Source organism: Paenibacillus sp. EC2-1, from assembly GCF_049311625.1.
Classification (GTDB): domain Bacteria; phylum Bacillota; class Bacilli; order Paenibacillales; family Paenibacillaceae; genus Paenibacillus_AQ.
In genome coordinates this window covers 321,332-344,186 of the sequence record NZ_CP186006.1, presented here as the reverse complement: position 1 = coordinate 344,186, position 22,855 = coordinate 321,332, and the positions used below count along the sequence as shown (strand labels likewise).

Below are 22,855 nucleotides of genomic sequence, written 5' to 3'. Positions count from 1 at the left end.
TCCTTGTTCCTTTTTGCACAACCCTTTGTTGTGGTAATTATTTATTATAATCCGTTTACATAATATGAAAAACATCACAGGCAACATTTCAACGGGTATGGGCAACCAAGCAATGCGACATATTTTAAAGTCATCCTATCTTATTAAACGTTTCTCCTTTTCCTATTCCAATATTTGTGTTTTAGTAAGTATAGATTCATAATCGCCATACTATAATACCTAGCTGAAGGAGATCTCTACCCCATGAAGCAACCCTTAAATATCATTCTGGATCGATGGAAAAGGACTGGGATTGTCACGATTGGTGGTCTACTCATCGGAGCTGGATTTGCCGATTGCCTGATTGCCTTGAAACAGCCCGATTTGAATCAAATCGCTAGAGGGTTAACCGTCTTTAGCGCGGGCCTGACCATATTAGTCATTATGGATACCTCCAAAACTCAAAAGAAGACCGAGCAAACCCAAGAAGAAACACAGCTTCGCCTGAAAAAAATAGAAGACAAACTAGATGCTATTCATCAATCTCAACACATAACGAATACGCAGTATCTTGAAATCAAAGAGCTGCTAGAGCAACAAACCAATTCATAAATTACATAAAAAAAAGCAGCCTCCCGAAAGGAGAGGCTGCTTTAAACTTATCATTCCCCGCATTTACAACCTCCAAGATCCCTTGAAAAGAGAGCTGCTAAAGCTCTCTATGGGCTGGTTGCATCATCCCTTGCGTGGGTTGATCCGCTTGGTACTCATAATATTGAGATTGAACAAGTTCATCAATTGGGGCTTCATCCTGCGTCATGACTGACTGCTGATATGGCTCATCCACATACATGACTCTACGCTGAATTTGCATCAGTCCATTCACAATACGAAGCGCGACCCAGAAAAGGATAAGTCCAACACCTACGTACAGTAAGTATTGCTGATTATATGTCCAATCGATATGGAAATAGCTAAACAAACTATTCTCTAAAATATCCAGCTGCATTTCATTCATCAAAATAATATGCACAACGGGAAGTGCAATAAATCCGAGTCCAAGTGAAAGGGCCGTTATCATAATCACAAAGAATACGATGCCCGTAACAAATCTTAGGAATACGAGAAGCAAATTTCGGATAAATAATCCTCCGTCAAAGCCTCTCACCATTTGCTTCAACCAATTCTGACCGGTTTCCGCTTGTCCATTGTGTGTATACGACACAGGAGGAGTAGGTAGCCCTAAAATTTGTCTGATGATGTTTTGTTCAAAATTCACAATCCCGTTAAGTAGCTTAGCTACTCCAAAAAACAGCGGGATTCCGATAAGTACCGGAGTTAAGCCGATGGACAATGCAACTCCTGTAACCGCTACTGTAAAATAAATAATCCCTAACGGGAGAGCTAACAGTAAATAGAGGATCGTTGCATAGGTTTTTGAGTTAAACAGCACCCAATTCACCTTCCCTGACTGCGCCGCTGCAGTCGCTTCTGTTGCCTTCATATTCAAACACTCCCTTGGCTTCAATCACGCTCTGAATTATAAGTCCATTATATCTGCGTTATTGAGCTGACATAACCGTCTGAGGAGGTATCTGGTCCTAGACTTTAGACTAGGACTGTTGCTAGAGATTTTTATGCACAAAACTATGTTGCTTATTAAACACAAAAAGATACCCTCTCGGGTGCCCTCATAAAAAGTAACACAGGTATCAAACCGTAGGCAGCAAAAACTCATCTTCCGTATCCGCTACCCACTGCCGCAAACGGTCGTTAAGGCGTTTTCGCTCCTGGTTATAGAGGGAATTGTAAGCCATATTTACTTGCTCATAAGGATCCTCATTCAGGTTGAACATCAACCATGGCGTATTCTCCAGACATACGTATTTCCAACCGTCCGTTGTGACGATTCCACGCCACGGACGATCCACACTGTGGCCATGGCCTGTCGGTATGACGGACTGCAAATAGGCGGAATCGGGCAATTCTGGAATGGATCCACCTAGTCTTAAAGCCGACAAGTCCGTCCCCTGCATCCAATCCGGTTTAGCGATTCCACATAAGCCAAGCGTAGTTGGGGCAACATCGACATGGTTAAACGGTATGTTCGATACTCCTGTCTGGCGCCCATAGAACGACTGCTCCCCACTGATGATCATCGGTACACGGATAGATTCTTCCCACGGTGACATTTTGCGGAATTGGCCATGGGAACCGTGCATGTCCCCGTGGTCGCTGAAAAACATGACATGTGTATCCTCCGCAAGCCCATTCTCCCGAAGCGTTGTCATGATCTGTCCTATATTCCAGTCCCAATTTTCAATCATCCCATAATATCCAACCAAATCCTTGCGAGCCTGTTCCTCAATGCGAGGTATCGACGGAACATTGGGCCTTAGTTTAATGCCGGCAGCGTTGTGCCTCCCGCGAAATGATTCCGGTGCAATGTATGGATCATGCGGCGGTTGAACCGATAATACGGCGAAAAAAGGCTGATCTTGTTCTTGTTCCCTCTGTTCGTCCCCTCGCTCCTGCAAGTATTTGACGAACAGTTTAGTCATCTCATCCGTCTCGTAGCCGGGCAAGCGGTAATGGAAGGCATTAGCACCTTCACCGCCATGAACCCAGCAATCCCACTGGCTGTTGTTATTTTCATATCCAACCCAGTGGCTGAATCCGCCCCGCCGCTCCGGAGGGATGATATGAAAGGCTGCTCTGCCATGTCGCTCTTTGAACCCGTCGAGATGCCACTTCCCAAAGTATGCTGTCTTGTATCCGGATTGGTTCATGACATGTGCTATTGTCAGTTGATCCGATGGAAGCCTATGTTCATGGCCGGGTACTGCAAGATGCGGATATTTCCCAGTTACTAGCGATCCCCGGCACGGGCAGCATAAGGGAATCCCTGCTACCGCATTGGTAAAATGTACCCCGGAGGCTGCCAAGTTATCAATGTTTGGCGTATGTACATTCGGATCTCCACTGCAGCCTAATGCCTGTCCGCGATGCTGATCGCCGAATATCCAGATAACGTTCGGACGCTTGACGCCTGTACTGCTATTATGATTACTCATCTATAATGGCCCCCTCTATTGGATGTCAATGTATAATGGGACTAAAAAAAGCCTTTGTACGAGGCTAAACATTCTCATAACCAGCCTTCATCAGATATCCCTAATATTCAGGTTTGTGCCTAACTCTAACATAAAGGTGAACATTCGGATGTACCAAAGACGGGGGGAAATGTTTCAAAAATACAGATGACCTCGCGACTTTTCACCCGGAGAAATCACGATTAGAAGACATCAATAAGGGGGCATGCAAATGCTGCAGATGGAATTGAATAACCGAAGTTCCTTGGATAATCTATACATCAACATACGCTGGATGAAGGAATGGAGACGTTCTAGTCTTAAACATACGGGCGAAGGGCCCTTGCCCTATAATACGTTTTGGCTGGTGTTGTCAGGAAGCGCTACGATGCAGTTCAACAAGGACGTATATGAGGTAAAAAAATACGATATTGTGGCGCTTCCCGCGCAATCTTATCATAAATGGATTTCCCTCGGGAACGAAGGACCCTTTCATTATCTTTCGCTTGCTTGCGAGGCTAAAGTGGGTGCATTCGATCTGCTGCGTTTATACCGCTTCCCTAACCATACAACTCTTTCCGACCATCGCGATTACGAAGAGTTGGTAAGTCTTTGGTTCCAGCTTTCGGATAACTTTCAACGCCTACTTCATGGTCTCAATGAAAAGAATTTGAACTGCTCAGAGCGAGGAAAAACAAGAAAAGAGGACTACCCTGTCTTTTTTTTCGATATAAAGCAAACGAGTCAGTATCTTAAGATTCGTTCCTTAGGCAATCTGTGGGTCCATCAGTTATTCCAATCGTTACAGCATAAGCTGCCTGAACAGCCGGTGACTTACGATAATCGTGTCTATGATGTATGCGACTACATTAAGGAACATTTGCACGAGCGCCCGTCACTGACGGAACTTGCCAAGCTTGTTTCGCTCAGCAAAGAGCATCTTCGTTTTTTGTTTCAGAAAGAGTTATGTCTATCTCCCATGAAATACGTCACCCAGCTCCGTCTGCAGCTAGCTCAAGAGCTCTTACTGTTTACCTCCGATTCAATGAAGCAAATTTCAGACAGGCTCGGATATGACGATCAGCATCATTTTACGCGGGCGTTTCGCCGGGAGGAGGGAATCTCTCCCTCAGAATATCGCAAGAAGTATAAGGCGAGCTTTGAGTACCCGATTGAATTGTAGAATAAGATGTTAAGAGAATCGTTGATTGGCGTAAAGGAGCAGGGGAAGTATACGGGGATTTTCAAATTGTAGTGTACGTTGATATTTGATAACGAATCGAGAAAAATTAGCGTTTCATTACACATAGCAAAAATCCACAACCTCATTCGGTTGTGGATTTTAAAATTTGTATCATTTAATTAGCGCCTTAGTCCAACCATCCCTTGTTACGTGCGATATCTATCGCCTCGATTCGTGTATTCGCCCCAAGCTTCCCAATCGCATCTGACATATAGTTCCGTACCGTTCCATAGGATAGAAACAGCTGCGCTCCAATATCTTGAAGAACTAAGCCCTGGGCAGCCAGCTTCATGACTTCACGCTCCCTGGGCGATAATGGACATGGATCATCCCATACCGCGAGTGACAATTCTGCATTAATGACACGCTTCCCATCATAGACCCGACGAATCGCGTCGGACAATTCGTCGCTGCCCGTATCTTTGAGAAGATATCCATACACTCCTGCCTGCATAGCCCGCTGGAAATAGCCAGGACGCGCGAATGTCGTCAAGATGATGACACGACAAGCTAACTTATTTTTTTGAACCAATTCCGCAATATCTAACCCCGTTTTCAGCGGCATCTCAATATCCAGAACAGCTACATCTGGTTGATATTGCTGAATCATGGACATCACTTCTTCCCCATTCTCAGCTTGACCGACTACTTCAATATCATCTTCTAACGAGAGTAAAGTAGCCAATGCTCCCCTTAATAACTTTTGATCTTCTGCCAAAACAATACGAATCATCTAAGCACTACCTACCTTTTCATTTCGTATTACCCTAGGTATATGTAAGGTGACTTCCGTCCCCTTGCCTGGGGACGAAGACAGCGACATACGCCCATCGATCATAACCAACCTCTGCCGTAAACCGGCGAGTCCATTACTGCTAGTATAGAATTGATCCCTATCTGCCCCAATACCGTCATCACTTACCGATACACGTACTTCCCCTTCCTGAATGTCTAGAAGAACGTTGCAACTTGTTGCTCGGCTATGTCGAACCACATTGGTAATCGTCTCGCGAAAACACATCGCCAGAATCGTCTCCTGCAAGGGTGTTAACGGAAGCGTATTGTTCACTAAATCGTCTTCCGTCCCTACATTAGAAAGTTTGGGATCTGAAATCGATTGATATTGAAATAAAAGCGGTATGCCTGCAGCTGAACATAAAGATACAGCATGCTTATATTCATCAGCGAGATATGTAACTTTCATCTCCGTAACCAATTCTCGCATTTGTTTCAAGGCTGCGCGTGCCGTTTCTCGTATTTCACGAGCCTCTTCTATCGCTCTCTCGGGATGACGATTGACCAATTTCTCAACCACCTCCCCTTTTAGTGCGATTAGTGACAGCGTATGGCCCAATGTATCATGGAGTTCACGTGCGATCCGCTGGCGCTCCTCCTGCTGTGCCATTCGTTCAGCCGATTCTGCCCGCAATCGCGCAGACTTCTGTTGGAATCTGGTCGAAGTTCGAATAATATACGGCAGAATACAGATGCCAAACATAGGCACTAGCCCTATCCATACTAGGCTGCCCATCCGATCCAAATAAGGAAAAGCGATAAATCCCATAGCTACAGTGAAAGCGATCGTTATAGAGAGTAATATCGGCAGCTTTTGTTTGCTCAGTGGAGCAGCTATCATAAAACCTATAAACGTATACATTGGATGAAATACAGCTGCTAGAATTAAAAGTATACCCACCTGAACGATCATTATTGGCGTGGCCCACTTTGCATAAAAGTAAGATTGTCGAAACGATAGAACGAATATGCCTAACAGAACAAAGCCAAGCCACTGTATACTTGATGGCTCATAGAGTAAAAAGTACATGGGTATCATTAAATTTGTTAACAAAATATAAGGAGCGACTCCTTCCGATTTTGGAAAGAGGCGCCACTTCTCACTATTCAATTAGACCGCATCCCGTCGATTATAAATATAGATTGATAGTAGCATAAAGAAGAGACCGCAACCTGTCAAAATTATGAAATCAATACTTGCTGGATTTTTTCCAGCGATCATATTCCATGCCCCATTGGCGTAACGGTGAGATGGAAGCCATTCGCCGACCGAGCCCATCCAACTTGGCAAAGTACTAAGCGGCATCCAAAGCCCTCCCACAATGGCAAGTCCCATCTGTAATACATTTCCGATGGCAACGGAGGTATTCGCATTATTAAGCGTTCCTAACAATGCACCGAGCGCCAGAAAAGATATGCTCCCAATCCATAACCATAATCCGCATAAAATCCATTGCCCGGCTGTCAATTGTATCTCATGTACAAGGCCAGCAGATAAAAATATAACAACAATGACGATCAAGTGAACAACCATTTGCGATACAATTTTGCTGCCAATCCAGACTGCAGGAGATAGTGGAGTTAGCTTCAGCAAGCGTACCCACCCGTCTTGATGCTCGAACGATAGACGGATACCGAATTGAGATACAGCTGTACCAATCAAACTAAATGCAGTCATCGACATCAATGAAAAGACACCCCAAGTTGTTGATTGAATCGATTTATCTACCCCATTCATACTCGCGAATAAAAAGTAGAAAGCAAGCGGCATCGCAATAGAGAAGAGTAAGAAAAATGGACTGCGGATAATTCGTAAACTTTCTGCTTTGGTCTGGGCAACAAACATATGTAACATAGCTATTTTCCTCCTAAAAATGTTTTTTATCGTATAATCGTTGATTTATGTGTACCTGTAAGACTTAAGAATGTATCTTCTAAGCTGGCTGATTGTATATCAATATCCGAAATTCCCCATTCAGACTGCATCAATGTAAATAACAATACATCCGTCTCTTGAGCATACAGACGAATTCGCTCGCCGTTGTATTCTGCCTTTTCTACACCCGGTAATGTGAGCCATTCCTGCTCTGCTGGCGCGTTCGCCGCTCGAAATGAAACGGTTCTAAGTGCTGTTTGAGCCTTTAGACGTTCTGGAGTCCCTTCCGCAACAACCTGGCCACTAGCGATTACTGCGATATGATCTGCAACGGTATCAGCTTCCTCCAAATGATGTGTAGTTAAGAGCACAGTACGTCCGTCATTTGCCAGTGCTTGAATGGTGTCCCAAAAGCGACCACGAGCCTCGATATCCATTCCGACGGTTGGTTCATCAAGCAGGAGAAGCTCTGGATTCCCCGCCAAGCTTTGGGCGAAGGCTAATCTACGACGTTGTCCTCCAGACAGGGAGGATGCGCGCCGTTTCTGATCCGCATGGAGACCCGAAATGTCTAACAATCGCTCTAGCGACATCGGATTACGATAATAACTGCGGAACAATTGAAGCACTTCTTTGACCGTAAGTCCATCTGCTGCTTTAACATCTTGCAAAAGCGCTCCAACGCGTTGCCGTAATTCTTTTGTTCCAGACGGCATCCCCAAGACCCTGACTTCTCCTGATGTTGGCTTAATCATTCCGAGTATCATAGAAATGGTTGTTGTCTTGCCTGCCCCATTCGGTCCGAGCAATGCTGATATTTGACCTTTCTCAAATGATAGATTCATATGATCAACGGCACAGTAGTTACCGAATTTCTTCACTAGATTTATACATTCAATCGCCTTTGTCATTTTGTACTAACCTCCGCTAATTTCTTCTATCGTTACTTGATGTCCTTATTATATTGAATAAGTGCGAGAACCAATTAGTGTGGGTTGTCACAAGCCGGTTATGACAAATGTCAGAAAAAGACCGAACGCAAAAAAAGAAGGACCTCTAGGCCCTTCTTCAGCATAACGTGCATGTGACATTCTTTGATTGAGGTGTCTTGGTTTGCAAACTTATAGCTAAGGATTCTACATTTTTAATCGAACATAGTAAAAATCACAATCTCTGTGGTTGTGGTTTTTATGTATTGAGATGAGGGGAGTCGAACATTAAAAGGTAAAACCCGCAACTAAGTCACTCCACCTTATACAGCATAGATCTTAATAACTCCCTAATCTTCTGTTCTTCCCCGCTCTCGTTTGTACGGAACCTTTCTAATTCCATTCCAAATTTTTTGAAGATACGTTCTTTTTTTTCATCTCTCTTTAGTTGTTCAGGATTGTTCTCGTGAAAGGCAAATCCATCGACTTCGATCGCCAGCGCTAGCGATTTGTCCAGTTTATGATAAAGCACAAAATCCACAGAAGAACGATTTCGGACAAATCTGCGCTCTTCCTCATTTAATCGTTCCAGGTCAGTAAACAAATTCATTAGTAAAACCTGATTCCCCAGTTCAAAATCCTTAAACATAGGCTCATGTAATATCTGGTCGAGCAATGCGTGCATAATATTTTCGCTCCGATGCCTTGATTTATTAAAGAAACGAACGCGTTCTCGAAAATCCTGTAGATGATCAGAATACTCCTTGTATAACAAGTCAAATATAGAATGAATCTCGCTCTCCACGACGTTATTATCCAGCGTACTATATTCCATATATCGCATGAGATCTCCCAATTCATTCCCATACTTGCGAAACACAGAATGATCGGTCACCAGAATAAACCTCTCCTGTGCGCGGGACACAGCCACGTTAATCATGCAAGGATCATTAACAAAGCTCATCCCCATGCCTCCTGCTCTCGTCCGATCGAGCACCGTAGACATGATCATGACGGACTTCTCACGTCCCTGATATTTATGGATCGTGTCGCTTTCAATGTCAGCAGTGAACTGCTGAGTCGCTTTCTCTACCTGTTTACGGTAAGGCGTCACAAAGCCGATATCCTTATGACCTGCTGCCGCCTCGAGATATCCCAACAGAATCTCCTGTTCAATAACATCAAGTTCCCTGGAATTGAACTTTCCTTTTTTTCCATGGGTCACTTCCCTCATATGATTGCCTGGTGACGTCTTATAGATCAATAAAGGAGATTCGGAAATTCCCGGATCGGTAAAAGCAATCAATTCGCCATCGTAATATTTCCTGTTGCAGAATTCAATAATTTGTGGATGACAGCGGTAATGCTCCCGTAACATCACTTTCGGAATGGAATCCCCATATAAAGTCAACATGGACGACAATAAATTATGCTTGATATAACTATAAGCTTCATCCATGTCAGGAGTGGCTTGACTCTGAATCTTCTGTTCAATCTCTTTTTCTATAATATGGGGTAGTTGCTTGGTATCGCCCACAATAATAGCCTGTTTACAGCAGGACAAAGCCAGAGCCCCTGTCAGCAGATCAACCTGCGAGGATTCGTCAATAATACAATAATCAAACAAGTAATTCTCAGGAACACAATTCCGCAAAGAATGTGTTGTACTAAGCACAATAGGATAATGCTCGATAAACGTTTTAAATTTGTTGCTCTGAGTGTATGTCTTCTCATTGCAGTCCACAACCTTACGGTTATGGTATTTTTCCTGTAATCTGTGTCGAAAAAGCGTTTCGGAGAACTGCTGGTGGCGATCCATTAAATATTGATAGTCCTGGGACTCCAACTCTTTCTCAAGCTCCTGAATACCATCTGATAACTCTTTAACTTTTAACTTGTAAAATTTACGCTGAACATTCAAGATGACCTCCAGCCCCTGCTCCTTCAATCGTTTGAAATCCGTAAAACCATGTCTGAAGAACAACTTGAATTTGGTATAGGAGCTTATATTTCCTTTTCATCTCTACAGCCAGGAAGCTGTCCTTCATAAACTCCATAATCCGTTTTGGTGTCTGCCGGTAAAATGACAACTTCTCTATCGGCGATACATCCTGCCTAGCATAATAATGCTCAAAATGCTCTTGTTCAAGTAAATAAGCCGACAGCTTCTGCAGTAGCTTCGCCTTCTCCCGATCCAGTTCCATTAAACGATGAATACGTTGATCCAAATCTTGTAGCTTGGCGTTTAATTCGTCCTCTGACAACTCACTTGTCCATTCCGATACATCCCATTTTGGCAGATTGGCAAAAAACTTTTTCTTGTTTTCTTGTTTTCCCAAACTAGCTACAAAAAAGTGATACCCTTGCCGTTCCATCTTTTCTTGCACATTCTGAACTGCTGCGTTGTTACCGGAAACAACCGCTACCTTTTTCCCCTGCATAACCGCAAGATTCGCAAGAATGTTTAAGATCGTCTGAGTTTTACCTGTACCCGGAGGGCCTTCTATAATACTGATAGTGCTTTTTAAAGCCTGCTCAAGCGCGTTCCTTTGACTCAAATTGTACCTAAACGGAAAAATCGGCTTGCTTGTAACCGGGGTATCGCTCTTTATAGGTTTTTTCAGAAGATAATGACTCAAGACACTATCCGGATCTACATAATGTAGTTTTGCGAATTGCTTGGCCAAAAAAGCTTCCTTGTTCCCCTGTTCATCCTCACTCTTTGCATATTTTGAAATCGCGCGCCAATAGTCCAGAATCTGACGCCCTTCAGCATTTTGGGTACTACTGCTTCTAACTTGAATACGCTCCCTATCATATGTACGAATACTTCCATTGTTGAAACACACCCGAATCTTTGGACCGAAATCTAGCACCCGTTTTACATTATAAAAAGGATAATTATCGTGAAAAACAGCCATATCCTCCGTAATATCTTGAACGGTCGGCGTTAGTAACTGTATATCACTCGACTTATATGTATAAACCTTGGAGGAACCTTTATATACAATCCTTACTATGGGAGGATCCGCTTTATATGAGGATACATCCTCTGTCTTGTCATCACCTTTAACGATGATCATAATTTTCTCTTGGTCCATAGGAGCCTCTCTATATTGAAATTGATGTTAAACAGAGTCTTCTATACATTGGGTATATATTCCTGCCGTGTGGAGGATTATTAGAGCGAGGGCACCTTGTCTAAGGACACTAGTGTGAAATTCCTTTTTCTATTTCTTGATTATCCCGCCTATCCGATGTATATCTTGCAAATTAAGTGGACTTACCAATGGAAGATGGGAAAGTATCAGATTTAGTTATACCGTAAGAATTGCTGAGTCTTTTAAAATGACTGATATTCGAGAAGTTATTGAACTAGTGGATGACCGGAAAGGTTCATAATTTCGATTCCATTTATATATCGTTACATTTAATAACAGAATGATTATAGAATATCAGACCACAAAACAATTATACTCACTTTGGAAGGCAAAACCCACTCATTGAGCGGGTTTTGTGGTATATATTTGTAATCAATAAGTCACATTCATTACGTATTGTTTTATCATTTTGTTAGTTGACAGCCTTTCCGCTTGTTCCTGTAAAACTTTTTTCATCTCTGAAATATCGTGTTTTAAACTTTTTCTTTTACGAGGATCATTTGGATCCCACTTATCACTATCGAACCATGCAACCAAATATAGACCATAAAGTGTTTTACCTTCTTTCAAATACCTATTAGAGAGCTGGTCTTGCATAGCTCCTAGAAGCTCTGGATTCCAATTCCCTTTAACCTCTATTATTACTGTTATTTTCTCATAGTTATGATTCTCAGGTAATATAGCATCTACATGGATATCAGTTCGTTCGCCCTTTTCCGATCCTAATGTAGGTTGAAGTTCAACTTCACGATTTGTTATGATTCCTCTTCCTCTTATTTCATCATCTAGACGTTGCTTAATATAATTAGAAAAATCATTTTCGCTCCAAGGAGTGAATTTATTATCCCCTAGATCATTCCATAAAGAACGTACTTCAGGGGTGACACCATGAAACCTTTTTTCAATTCTTTTTAATGCATTAACAATGACATCAAGGAGCTCTTCACCGCTTCTTACAAGTCTCTTTTCTTTATTACTTGTAAGTAAAATAATATCAATAGGCCTAGGAGGAGTCCATGTATTGCGTCTAACAGCTAGATTGACCTCTGCTAATCCCCATTTTAGCCAACTCAGTTGAGGCAATTCATGAACAACTCTTTGATATTCAAATTGCGATTCCTTAGTTCCACGCATTTTCAAAAGTCTCAGAATATTATCTCTAAGTTCAGCCAGACTCTCTCTGGGAGCTACAAAATGAGCCATTTCATCATCTTCATACTTTGGATCTTCTTCATATGGAAAATGATTCACTAACCATAAATAGAAATCAGCTAGCAGTGAATCTTTTATAGAATTAAGTTTTAACAATGATTGACCCTCATCTGCTACTGCTAAGAAAACCTCTTTTAGGAACTCTGTTTGAGTAGTCCTGAAATTCCATATCCTTTTCCATCCTTGTATAGAGTAATTACAAAGTGCCACTGCCTCTAAAATGATTTTTTGTCTATTCTCTGTGTTACCAGCAGTTAATTCGGATTTGATTTCAGTTAGTACATACTTCTCTATACCATTTACTTTATTTATCAGCAAATCCTTAAGTAATGTTTTTTTAGATTGAGGTGCCAAATCATTGGACTTGTAAAATTGAAACATAATGAGTTTCATTTTTTCATCCCAACAATCAGAAATTAGTTCATTCACAAATATATTATTATGAGATTTGTTCTCTTCCCTCATAAGAGTTAGCAAGTCTGAAATAATCTGATCGGAATTTCTTGAATATGCTAGTTTAATCAGATGTGTCTGAATCAACTTTTCTTGTTGTGAATCGGTATACTGCGTTAAAAGTACTGGTGACCACCTTGCCCAATCATCATTGCTTAGTTCGAGTATAACTTTATAATTATAATCGTAGATTAGTCTTAGTGCTTTATAAGCGGCTATAAATGATTTATTAAATTTCTCTCCAAACCATTGATCTCTTTTTAATTTTATAAACTTTATATAGATCTCAGAACAATCAATAGTCCTTTTTCTATCATTTACATCTAACTGTAACCAACTAGAATAATTCATAAAATTTGGCTCCAGTAAACTAGAACCATTGCCATCCTTGTCAAAGGAAAGCTCATAACAAAGACGTTCCCACGCCTCAACATTACCTAACTCAATTTGAGTCAAATATTTATTAATCCTTTGTGTTAAGGAAGGTATTTCAACCCTTTCTGCTTGATTATTTTTTTCTCTAATTCCCTCTAAAAAATAGTGATTTTCTTTTAGCTTTTTTCCATTTTCCGAGTTTATTTGAACGCTATCAAAGTAGTATCTAAGTTCTTGTGTTAGTACTTCATTCTCCTGGGCTGCAGCCATTAATAAATCAACATGTTCGTAATCACTCGGGTTAAATACCCTGTTTATAACCCTTGCATATTCTCTTTGACTTTCAACTTCTTTTATGATAGTTATTTTTTCTAGTAACCATGGAAGATCTGATGGCTGTAAAAAAGCTGCGTATGAGATGTGTCTCATATCAGAAGGCGTTTCAACTTCATCTATTAAGCCAGTAATAATTGTCTTTTTTAATATCTCATCATTATGCAATCTTGACAGGTATGCAAATCGGTCAAAATTTTTAATTCTTTTTTTCAACACTCTTATAAATGGTACGAAAATTGATGGGATACTTATCAGTTCTATAGCTCTTTGCATAATTGCATGAAATAAATCTTCTATAATTAACTTTATGTTGTGAACATCAATGAATTGTTCTACCCAATTTAGTGCGAATGGTAGATCCTCATCACTTAAACTTTCAATGATATCATGACTTATAAAATGTCGATATAATCCTATTAAATTGCTCCTCTTCGGTAAGTTCAAACATGAAAATAACTCCTGAGCAGAAATGTAATTTGGCCACAAAGCCTTTAATATTATGCCTTTCAGTTCTTCATCTGGATCATCTTCATGGTCAAAACGAATTAGTGGAAACAATTCCAAAATCCCTTTATCGTCACTCATTCCTATAAAGGCCTTACCCGCTTCTACACGTAAATAGTATTCTTCTTTTTTATTGAATGTCAGATCAAGAAGATATTTCTTTACTTCTGTTATGTTACATGCTTTGGCTATTCGTATTGCAACTCTTCTAACTATTAAATCTTTGGAATTATCCATAATATAGGGTTCTAACTGCGATGCTAAATCATTATGCCTCAACTTATAAAAGTTACGATTTATCTCATAATTCCCATCATGCATTAGACCAGAGTCATATCTATCTAACAGGGTTGTAACCAGTTCGCTTTTTGCTTTAACGTCTGCGCCTTTGATGTCACTTCTTAGTAACACTTCTGGATCATGAACACAGATATACTTGAAAATATCTATATTAAATGATGCTAACCAAGAAGCCACTTCATACAATTGTGGAACTATATGCCCGTCCTCTGGGTGCCTAATTAAGCTAACTATCTGCTCTAGCTCCAGTTTATTCTCTACTATATACAACGCTGATAAATATTCTGCGTAAGTTTGATGAGCCCATCCCAGACGATTAATTCCTCGCGAAGTAAAAAGTCCTGTTGAGAGTACTTCGAGAACATCACTTTCATTTAACACTAAAACATCTTCTAAAGTTCTATTTGATCCATCTATAATATCAGATATATGAATATCTTCTTCTGCTGCAATTCGAATACTTCTGTTGTACCCTATAGCGTATTTATTTGTAAATACAGTTAATGCAGCTATTCTTGAAGCTATAGTCAATCTTCTCCTTGGATCAACATGGGCAAATTTTTTACGGGTTTCATTCGGTTCTTCACATAGGATTTGACACCCTTGAAGATATATTTCACCTTGTGTTTCAGGAAATCTCCCACTGCTCTGATATATATCAATTAACATCTGTAGTGTTACAGGCTTGATTGCAAAAGGGACAATATCTTTTTCAGATAGCTCAGTAATGAAGTTATTAACGTGTAGGCCCTTGTCCTTTACTACCTCAATAACATCCTTTTCACGTAATGGTAGCAGCTCAAGCGCCGAGAATTGATCTTTCCCCCATAGCTCGACAAGGTCTTTTTCTAACTGATGTGGCCATTCTGAGGTACGGCAAGCAATTCTTAAGTATATACGTTGGACATCAAATTTTTTAAATTCATCGGCCAATATGGAAGAAACATGATTAATCCTTAACAAACACTCGTCTAAGCTGTCTAAATAAATATATATATTATCTTCATTAGATTTCTCCCATTCCAAAAATATTGGATTTTCAAACAAACTTCTGATCAATCTCTCCTCTGAACCATACGACCTCAAATTAATATGTAAAAACTTATCTTCGTTATCTTCTGCAGACACTAAACTCTTCATACTTTCTGATTTTCCAATTCCAGGCTCACCTAATAAAACAACGCAAGTAAAATTCGAGATATCTTCTGTTGTTTTTATATTAAGATTAATAAACTTGCCGTACTCGGATTTTGGATCTACTAAGTATCCTTTTTCAGTCAAACTAAACGTTTCTGTACGCTCACACCAAAACCTCTCCCACATGTAGGTTATGTTTGACATGTTTACACCTCGATTTACATTTTGTTCAGTCCATTGTTTGGTTAACTTTGGATATATTATATATTAGAAATCCAGTTTAACAGTGATTAATAATTTATAACAAAAGAAAATATTTAGTAACGCTCACAACTAAAAAAGAAAACCCGCCATTGAGCGGGTTTTCTTTTTTTTTACTTCAAACTTCCTCAGTTTTTGTTTCACAACGGACATCTTTACTAAATGCTAACGGTAGTCGTTCGGGAATGTCGTCCATAACAAACCTCGTACTGATAAGCAATCGATTCGTTTAAGTATTGTTTATATTGAACACTAAATTAATCTATAATCTTAGGTCTGAAAAAATAAGATCTAAATCCTCTTCTGGTGTATTACCTCGTTCAAGTGTGTCGTTTTCAATCGCATCCAACATGATTTGCTCTTTTTCCATTAGACGGAGGTATATTTTTTCATCCAACGAATATGGTTCTCCATCTTTGGTTGAGAATATCCCTTGTATAAAATAGTATTGTGTATACTGATTGTTTTGTAAACCTAAGCGATGAATACGATCTTTCGACTGCAGAAGATGTACAAGATTATAGCTATACTCAAAATATATTGCATCATGGCATACAGTGTGTAAAGAGACAGACTCTGCCAGAGTGTGTGGGTTAGTAATTAGGACATCTAGCTCGCCTTTACGAAAGGCTAATAAGATCATTTGTCGCTCTTCCATACTTATGTCCCCATAAATACAAGCAGCGCGAACTCCTACTATTTCCAAGGACCTCTTAATATTCAACATAGAATCAACAAATATACACCAAATTATTGAAGGTTTGTGCTCTCTATAAAGCTGTAAAGCAATTTCTATACAGGCATCAAATTTTTTTGTGGTTTCAATATTATTAATGAGAGTAATCACGTCGTTAGAAAAATCCACATAATCAAATTCCTCTATCTCGCCAGACATATCTAAGATATCTGAAAATTCCGATAAATTAAGTGATTTTAATAATAGTTGTGGGTTGGATTCCAATTGTAAAAGACGAATAATTAAGACAAGTTTATTTTTTACGTATTTTAACAGCAAAATATGAAACAATTCGTTCTCAGGGGCGCTGGCCAATACTTGGATAAAAGAATCTGGATTTGCAGTCGGTACTTGTAACTGTTGCTTTGTTGTGCGGCAAAAGAATGGCTGTAATTTCTGATTAATAACGGTAATATCATCTGCACTTGGGTCTTTCAATTGTGGAATAGAAAACCCAAAAAAGTCAGCATATTCATCGTGATAAAGAATGTCCAACAGGTTCCTAATGTCAGTGTACGAGTTAGGTATAGGAGTTCCCGTAAGAGCGATGGTATAGGAAGCATTCTTCGCTAATTGGAGTGCATCAGCAGCGCGTCGGCCATTCAAAGCTTTTACTTTGTGTACTTCGTCAAATACCAGCAGTGTTTCTGCATCGATTAGTTTTCCGATTTCTGTCAGGTAGATTCCTAAACTCTCATAATTAAACAACAAAAGATTCTTATTTCCCGTATCATATAGAATGGCTTGCCGTTTCTCCTTTGAAGAAGGATAATTTGGATCTTGTATACTATACAATTGAACCTGCTGTTTCGTACCAAAGCATGCTTTGAATTCATCAACCCAAGAACCAAACGAATTTTTAGGCCCAACCATAACAATTCTTTTGATCAGACCTTTTTCTTGCAGATATGCATATACCCCTAAAACAGATGCCGTTTTTCCTGATCCGGGGACAGAAAAGTTACTGGATTTTTTCATGACACACATGAAAAACGAATCCCACATTTGCTTATCTCGAAGTTGTCGATAAAAAACGCTATCGACTACCGCTTTATACTCAGCAAATTGCGCATGCACATTAGGGTCTTGATCTTTTATCGAAAGTCCAATATTCGCTCTCTTTTCAATATATATTTCGCGGCTGGCGATATAATTACGGAGTCGTTGCGTAGTAAAGAAACGATAGTCTCGCTTTAGGGCATCCCGTTCAAGAATATTAATGATTCTCTTGTATGCTGGATAAGTTAAATTGCTTTTAAAACTAATAATATGTTCGTTGCTCCGCTCAATATCAACATATCGCTTGAGCTTTAACTTATAAACTGCATTGTTTAAAAGAAGCAAAGGTTTAATTTTTATGTCAAGCTTTAACCCTTCATCATAATCCAAAAGGAGACAATCCTCCTCAAGCTGTGCAGTGTCTACTATGACCATCCCTTTACTATGAGATATTATTTCTTGTTGAAGGGTTTGACTCATATCACAGACAAGGACATTTTCAGCTTTGTTATTCCACAGCTTTTCAAATGTTTCTTTGCTTTTGGTAATTTTAGAGTAATCGAATGCTGACGCCTGCCAACTACATGTAATATCAAACGCTTCATAGTTGAAATTATAAGCTGCCGCAGTCTCATTGTTTGATCCTCGAAAACAGATTACATCGCCCACTTCATCTTCCATAACGCCAAACTTATCGTGAAAAATCCCCTTGCGTGTAAAAGCCATCTTAATATCAATAATCCCAAGAGAGATCAAATAGGCAATATTTGAGATATTGCGCTCTTCCTCAAGAGAAAGAGTTTCTCTCAACTTTTCTAACAATCCTTGATTAACCTCTTCCCTTAACTGGTATCCCTCTTTGATTTGCCGATAGTCATCTTCTGATACTTCAGCCGAAATAATCATGCGACATTTGTTCCCTCGACGTGCAAACACTTCAAGACCTTTTGCATAACTGGCTAGTGCTTTGGCTGAAAAATACGCCGTAGCTCTGTCATAAGTGATGCTTTCACACAATGTTGGGGTAAAGAAAGATGCACCAACATTATCTTCATAAGAAGAATATGTTGCCTTTAAAGAAAGATCCTTAAACATCAAGTTCTCCCCTAATGCTATCTAATGTTTGTTGTACCAAATCAAGTTTTTCTCGAATATCATCTTTTTGCTCATCCGACATTTTCTTAAAGATATTTATGTCAATGGTATCAAGCATTTCGTATGCTTTTTCAGCTTGTTGTGCAGGACGATTTCTACTGGCTTCACCGTCCGCTTTACTAATCCATTTCTCAGTGGATCTGGCGAATTCTAATTGGACTCCCTTCTTTGCACGTATATGTTCATTTATTACTTTTTCAGTCGTAATTGGGTGCTGCTCCACAGCATCACAAACTTTTTCAGTCAACTCTGATTGTTCAGCAAGATATTCGTTCAGAATTCTGGGATTTGATGCAATTTTACCGATTTTTCTTATATATCTATTTGTATCTCCAACTGGAGCCATAAGTAATTGAGCAAACACATTGTTTTTCAAGTCCTCACGGCTATCATCATCTTTCAACTTGCTTAGCATGCTATACAAGTCTTTTAGTGATTCAGAGAGATTCATGGTGCGAGCTAAGTGGAATTGTTTCGGGGCGTTGATGAACTCCAAGAATTCCACCATTAGTTTTGCTTTTTCTACTTCTCTCCTGATATCTGCTTCCGATTGATTAACACTGGTGGCATATTCCCGTACTGTAAGAAGGTTATTTTCTACAATGTCATTATATATACCCACCAGTCGATCAATCGGATTATAGTCAACAGGTTTGTCTACACCATGCTGAAGCAACAATTCAAGCATTTTGATTTGTTTAGCATTGTGAGCCATATCATGCTCTAATATGACAGCCTCAAAGTATTGAGTCTGTCCAGTTTTTTGCTCCAAATTCCGCAAGCAAGTAAAACGCCGGTTACCATCAATGATTCTGCCATCTGTCAAAACTACTCCAGCCTCTTGTTGTCCAATGAGTTCGATATTGTTTTGTGTTTTTTTCAATGCTTCTGGATTACTTTCAGTGATAAATCCTTGAATAATCTGGTTATATTGTTCTTTATCGTCAGTGTCCAAAATTCTATTTTCCGCTTTGTACTGACTGATCCAAGTTGCAATACGATCGTTCTGATCATTATAATACAGCTGATCCAGCCTAATCTTATGTATGGCATAAGCTTGCATATGATTATCCACCGAAAGCTTTTTTGTCAGTGATGTTGGTATAACGCTTTTATTTTCAATACCCTTTATAAGTAAACTCATTTTGTTAATACCTCCTCATATTTATCAAGTAATAGCTCACCAGCACCCAGTAGATTTAGATTTCCTCAAAATATACATCGTAATCAGCGTAAACTTTTTGAGTTATAGTATCATAGTACATTGCGCTACCTTTAATTGTTTCGACTATTTTATACCATTCGAAATTTATGTTGTAATCGCTTGATAGCTTTTCAGTCAGCTCATATACATCTAATGATAGTGATTCACTAGAATACAGGATCCACTCCAAAAAATCGACCAGAGATACATTCTCACTACCTCGTCTGAAAAGCTTGTTTTTTCCCATCCGACGATAAGAAAAATGTTCCTTATCTTCAGAAAGTAGCGAAGCATAAAACCATTCGTCAAAGCCAAGCTCATCAAGGGCATGGGTAAAGCCTTTTTGCTGCAGGGAATATACAGTAAAATATTGCGAATCAATTGCTTGATATACTTTGTAGCAATAGTCTAGTATGGCTTCCTTTTCTACACCAGCGTAATTTAGCCGGCGAAAATGAACATATTTTAATGGTGCATATTCAAAAATATCATACGAAGCTTTTAGTTTATAAACCTCGGATGTATACGCTATCGTGTTTAGCACTTCCTTGGGAAAGGACTTCGCATCTACGATCTCCTCTTTAGTAAGGATCGAACGAAAGTACTCCGCTGCAGATGGATATTGGTCTTTAATTGCATAGTTAGCATAAACCCGAAACCCAAGTGCCTTTAAGGTGTACGGATTCAGCAATTTAGGATCAGCTTGGGGGAATTCGTTCACATACAACTTTCGAATATCGAACAAGAGATAGAATTCTCTGGACAGAAGTTGCTTCATCCTAGTAGACATTATGCCAGAGAGCATAGGCACATCTATTTTGTAAATACCCGAATAAAAATACTGGTCGAAATTTTTCATGTAGTTGGCCAGCACTGTTTGAGACAATACACCGTAAGCATGTTCATAAGCTGCAGCAAAATCTGTGTTTTTAATTGGAGCGAGAGCCAATAACATATCCATAACCTGATTGTCTCTGTCTGCTACCCCAAACTCTATGTTAGGCATTCGCTTAAAGTGTATTTGTGGGTAATCATCGCTTGTGCAAATTTTTTTAAGTAGATTATGCAACTCATATTCATCTTGAATATCATAATCACTCATTATCTCGGGATATTCCAGAAAAAATTTGCGTGTTGAGAACTCCACATTCTTATAATCGCTGAGATTAAGACCATTGAGCAGATCTGCGTAATCATACGCATCAATATTATAGTAGCGAAGTTTTTGCCCATATTTCCACAGAACATGGTTGCTTGCTGCTAATTTGTTAGAATAACCTCGATCCATCACCGAAAACTTAGGATTATCCTTAAGATTTAAATCTTCAAGAAGCATCTTATACAATTGCGAAAACTCCTCAAAGGTAAGACCTTCAACGCCCGCTGTGCGCAATATGTATTCACTAAGCTCATCGCGGCTACAGAGAATTCGCTCACTACCAAGGATCACGTAATTTTTATAAATTATTCGTTCTGCGCCCTTTTTAATATAGTCGGGGAGATCACAATCTGTGACTAAGTCATTAACGGGATTATCACCTTTTTTATATGTGATGGAAAGGTAATTGTATGTTACCTCAGATTCCTTGAATCCTGAAAGAAAATCTACTTTTGCTATGTCATATTTCTGAAAAACAAGTGCATAAAGATCCTCACTAAGAGTAGGTGCATTACGGATACATTTCTTTTCGATTTGCCTTATTCGCTCTCTCGAAAGGTTTAATCTCTTTCCTATCTCATCCAGCGTCTGTCCGTATAGCCTTCCAGTTAATACAGTACATTCTTGAGATTTTGGCAAGGATGCGGCATACTGAAGAGCCGTTAGATACTTCCGCCTGTACCTCTGATCGTTTAGGCAAAGTACATCACCGTCCTGTATAAGTTCTGATATTAGACTATCCGCTAATTCTTCGTGCTGCAGAAATGAAGGTAAAGTCCTCACTAAATTAAACTTATCCAATCCATAAGGGTTAGATTCTAGTTGCTTCAAAAAAGTACCCTTGATTGCACATCTCAAAAGAGATGACCCATAAAGTTCTGTAATTAGTTGCTCATCGATCTCAACAACTGATATTGATGGAATAAACCTACTATTAAAATTCTCAACTAGCGGAAGTATCTCCTCATATAGCTGGCCTGCATGAACGTCTACCGTCTTAACAATTTCCTGTAATATATAACTACAAATATTACCATATCTGGAATCTGAATCATTATTGTGTGAGCTCTGAGCAGCAGGTGCCGGTTCAAGAACAAGTTGATTTATAACTTCCATTATTTCTCTCACGCTCTTTGCGCCCATATGAGGGATTGCAAATAGATCATTTTCTGTATTTTCCAGCAACTTGGAAATATAGTCAATTCCAGCTCCCTTTAAGCAATTGAATGATCTCCTTGACAGTTCAATATCTTTTATAGTGATGTCTCTATATTTTTGGCCATCCCTTCCAATAAACCATGCATCCAAATCATCTTCTGCCTTTTTGTTTGCATTGCAATTTATAGGATCAATCTCGATAATTTCTATCTGCTCAATCACTTCCGTAATTTCCCTTACAGATTTAACCCCCATGTTTTTCAGACTTGGGAAGTTTTCTTTTGGGAAATCCAGCAGATCGCCCACCCCATTGATACCTGCTTTACGAAGTGCTTTATACGCTCTTACAGAGAGTTCTAATTTTTCTATTGGATCTATTCGCGTCAAATTCACTACATCCCCCTCGTTTCGCAAAAGAATTGCCGTAAGTGAAAGCAGTTCAACATTAAATTCCCCATATTATTGCAGTTCGTAGCACTGAGCAATGTATTCGAGTAAAAGCCTTTTTATATACATAATATAACATGAACCACAAAAATCAGACATGATTTGATAACGAATCAAATAACAAACTGACTCTAGGAGATTAGAACTCTTCACGAAAAACACTATAATCAAGATCTTTCATATCTACCGTGAGAAATAGAAAAAAACCGTCATCACAAAAGATACTTTGATATGACTGCTTTCTCAGTTCGGAGCCCTCATATCAAACCCCGATCTTCCTGAGATCAAGAAATTCATCGGCTACTATAAAAGGGCACCATTTATAACGTGTCATGTAGAGCATA

14 protein-coding genes are annotated in these 22,855 nt (G+C 39.5%); 2 read left to right on the top strand and 12 right to left on the bottom strand.

All coding sequences use genetic code 11. The annotated features are described in order from the left end of the window. Positions 1-243: 243 nt before the first annotated feature. The gene (locus ACK8P5_RS01740) at positions 244-591 is read left to right on the top strand and encodes a hypothetical protein (protein WP_422659287.1); all 348 of its coding nucleotides are present in this window, start codon (positions 244-246) and stop codon (positions 589-591) included. 97 nt (positions 592-688) lie between these two features. Here the strand turns inward: ACK8P5_RS01740 and ACK8P5_RS01735 are convergent, their stop codons facing one another. Further along, the gene (locus ACK8P5_RS01735; protein WP_422659286.1) at positions 689-1,483 is read right to left on the bottom strand and encodes a sensor domain-containing protein; all 795 of its coding nucleotides are present in this window, start codon (positions 1,481-1,483) and stop codon (positions 689-691) included. Between the two features lie 208 nt (positions 1,484-1,691). After that, complete coding sequence (locus ACK8P5_RS01730; protein WP_422659285.1) at positions 1,692-3,053, bottom strand: sulfatase; 1,362 nt, start codon at positions 3,051-3,053, stop codon at positions 1,692-1,694. Positions 3,054-3,303: 250 nt separating this feature from the next. Between ACK8P5_RS01730 and ACK8P5_RS01725 the strand changes: the two genes are divergently transcribed. Beyond that, positions 3,304-4,254, top strand: coding sequence for a helix-turn-helix domain-containing protein (locus ACK8P5_RS01725; protein WP_422659284.1), 951 nt, complete (start codon positions 3,304-3,306; stop codon positions 4,252-4,254). Between the two features lie 187 nt (positions 4,255-4,441). Here ACK8P5_RS01725 and ACK8P5_RS01720 read toward each other — a convergent pair whose 3' ends face one another. The 10 genes from ACK8P5_RS01720 to ACK8P5_RS01675 all read right to left on the bottom strand — a co-directional run bounded on the left by ACK8P5_RS01720 (position 4,442) and on the right by ACK8P5_RS01675 (position 22,451). Then, the gene (locus tag ACK8P5_RS01720) at positions 4,442-5,047 is read right to left on the bottom strand and encodes a response regulator (protein ID WP_422659283.1); all 606 of its coding nucleotides are present in this window, start codon (positions 5,045-5,047) and stop codon (positions 4,442-4,444) included. Then, positions 5,048-6,220, bottom strand: coding sequence for a sensor histidine kinase (locus tag ACK8P5_RS01715; RefSeq protein WP_422659282.1), 1,173 nt, complete (start codon positions 6,218-6,220; stop codon positions 5,048-5,050). Beyond that, positions 6,221-6,964: an ABC transporter permease gene (locus tag ACK8P5_RS01710; RefSeq protein WP_422659281.1), complete on the bottom strand. Its 744-nt coding sequence runs from the start codon at positions 6,962-6,964 to the stop codon at positions 6,221-6,223. 26 nt (positions 6,965-6,990) lie between these two features. Next, positions 6,991-7,896, bottom strand: a complete 906-nt coding sequence (locus ACK8P5_RS01705; RefSeq protein ID WP_422659280.1) for an ABC transporter ATP-binding protein — start codon at positions 7,894-7,896, stop codon at positions 6,991-6,993. A 331-nt stretch (positions 7,897-8,227) separates the two neighbouring features. Next, a complete protein-coding gene (locus tag ACK8P5_RS01700; protein WP_422659279.1) occupies positions 8,228-9,835 on the bottom strand; it encodes an AAA domain-containing protein in 1,608 nt (535 codons plus the stop codon). Next, entirely contained in the window at positions 9,819-11,015 is a 1,197-nt protein-coding gene (locus ACK8P5_RS01695; RefSeq protein WP_422659278.1) for an AAA domain-containing protein, read from the bottom strand. Before ACK8P5_RS01695 ends, ACK8P5_RS01700 begins: the two co-directional genes overlap by 17 nt. Positions 11,016-11,447: 432 nt before the next feature. Continuing rightward, complete coding sequence (locus ACK8P5_RS01690) at positions 11,448-15,536, bottom strand: NACHT domain-containing protein (protein WP_422659277.1); 4,089 nt, start codon at positions 15,534-15,536, stop codon at positions 11,448-11,450. A gap of 379 nt (positions 15,537-15,915) precedes the next feature. Beyond that, entirely contained in the window at positions 15,916-18,483 is a 2,568-nt protein-coding gene (locus ACK8P5_RS01685; protein WP_422659276.1) for an SNF2-related protein, read from the bottom strand. After that, the gene (locus ACK8P5_RS01680) at positions 18,476-19,687 is read right to left on the bottom strand and encodes a hypothetical protein (RefSeq protein WP_422659275.1); all 1,212 of its coding nucleotides are present in this window, start codon (positions 19,685-19,687) and stop codon (positions 18,476-18,478) included. The genes ACK8P5_RS01685 and ACK8P5_RS01680 overlap by 8 nt, the downstream gene beginning before the upstream one ends. Before the next feature lie 55 nt (positions 19,688-19,742). Then, positions 19,743-22,451 (bottom strand): DNA-directed RNA polymerase subunit alpha C-terminal domain-containing protein, encoded by a 2,709-nt coding sequence (locus tag ACK8P5_RS01675; RefSeq protein WP_422659274.1) that lies wholly within the window; start codon positions 22,449-22,451, stop codon positions 19,743-19,745. Between the last annotated feature and the right edge of the window lie 404 nt (positions 22,452-22,855).

Coding starts and splice junctions, on each gene's coding strand:
- ACK8P5_RS01740 (WP_422659287.1), top strand. CDS start 244: ATGAAGCAACCCTTAAATATCATTCTGGATCGATGGAAAAGGACTGGG.
- ACK8P5_RS01710 (WP_422659281.1), bottom strand. CDS start 6,964: ATGTTACATATGTTTGTTGCCCAGACCAAAGCAGAAAGTTTACGAATT.
- ACK8P5_RS01735 (WP_422659286.1), bottom strand. CDS start 1,483: ATGAAGGCAACAGAAGCGACTGCAGCGGCGCAGTCAGGGAAGGTGAAT.
- ACK8P5_RS01680 (WP_422659275.1), bottom strand. CDS start 19,687: ATGAGTTTACTTATAAAGGGTATTGAAAATAAAAGCGTTATACCAACA.
- ACK8P5_RS01705 (WP_422659280.1), bottom strand. CDS start 7,896: ATGACAAAGGCGATTGAATGTATAAATCTAGTGAAGAAATTCGGTAAC.
- ACK8P5_RS01725 (WP_422659284.1), top strand. CDS start 3,304: ATGCTGCAGATGGAATTGAATAACCGAAGTTCCTTGGATAATCTATAC.
- ACK8P5_RS01685 (WP_422659276.1), bottom strand. CDS start 18,483: ATGTTTAAGGATCTTTCTTTAAAGGCAACATATTCTTCTTATGAAGAT.
- ACK8P5_RS01730 (WP_422659285.1), bottom strand. CDS start 3,053: ATGAGTAATCATAATAGCAGTACAGGCGTCAAGCGTCCGAACGTTATC.
- ACK8P5_RS01695 (WP_422659278.1), bottom strand. CDS start 11,015: ATGGACCAAGAGAAAATTATGATCATCGTTAAAGGTGATGACAAGACA.
- ACK8P5_RS01720 (WP_422659283.1), bottom strand. CDS start 5,047: ATGATTCGTATTGTTTTGGCAGAAGATCAAAAGTTATTAAGGGGAGCA.